Genomic DNA, 1200 nt, shown 5'->3' on the forward strand with positions numbered 1-1200 from the left:
GTTCGAGGTCACCGTCGAGAAACGGCCGGAGACCCCGCCCGAGGCGGTCAGGATCGTGTAGTTGGTCGAGGCTGCGTAATTGCCACTCTCGGCCAGCACCTGCACCGTGCCGCCCGAGATCGTCGCCGAGCCCGACGCCACGATCCTGTCGCCCTGGCCGGCCGCGTTGATCTCGACCTGATAGGTCGAGCCACTCGCGAAGGCGACATTGCCGGAGACCGTCAACGTCCCGATCGAGTTGCCCGGCGCGATCGTACCGCCGCTGGCGACGCTCACGCCGGCGATGGTGCCCGAACCGCCGAGCGTGCCGCCGTCGAGCGTGACGCTGCTCGCCAGTGAACCGTTCACGACGAGCTTGCCGGCTTCGACCTTGGTCGACCCGGTATAAGTGTTCGTGCCCGTCAGCGTCAGCGTGCCGGTGCCGGTCTTGGTGACGCCGCCAGTGCCGGTGATCGTGCCGAAGAAGGTGGTCGATGAATTGTTCGCGCCCGCCGTCAGCGTGCCCGAGCCGAGCGTGACCGTGCCGGTGCCAGCGAGCGAGCCGATCGTCTGATTGAGGTTGGCGAGATCGAGCGTCGTGCCTGATGCCACCGTGAAGGTCGAATTGGCGGAGAAGGCGTCGGCGGCGCCCGCCTGCAGCGTTCCCTCCGACACCGTGGTCGTGCCGGAATAGCTGCTGGCGCCCTTGAGCACCAATGTGCCGGCGCCGGTCTTCGCAAGCGAGCCCGTCCCCGAGAGGGACTGGTTCACGATGAAGCTGTTGCCGGCCTCGACGATCTCGAAGCCGCCGCCCTTGCTGCCGAGGATGATGTTGCGGGTCAGCCCGTTCAGCGTCGTCCCGGTGACCTGCAGCACGCCGCCATCCAGTGTCAGCGCCCCCGAGGTGTTGCCGAGATTGCTCTCCTTGGAAATGCTGATCGCGCCGCCTGCGATCGTCGTGCCGCCGGAATAAGTGTTCTCCTGCGTCAGCGTCAGCGTCCCCGTGCCGACCTTCCTGATGCTGCCGGCGTCGTAGATCATGCCGCTGAACGTGGTCGAGGCGTTGGTCGCGCCGGTCTCCAAGGTCGAGCCGTTCTCGATCCGCAGCTGGCCGGCCCCGGCGATCGAGCCGGCTGTGACCGTCCCGAGCGTGTCGTTGACGTTGAGCAGGCCACCGATCTCGATTGTATAGTCCGAGGCCGCCGACATCGCGCCGGAGCC

At 67.2% G+C, this 1200-nt stretch carries 1 protein-coding gene; it reads right to left on the reverse strand.

All coding sequences use genetic code 11. From position 1 onward, the window contains the following. On the reverse strand, positions 1-1200 hold a 1200-nt coding region (locus tag AC1DS0_RS30775; protein ID WP_476817995.1), incomplete at both ends, for an autotransporter-associated beta strand repeat-containing protein.

The organism is Allobosea sp. P4_H5, from assembly GCF_056400825.1.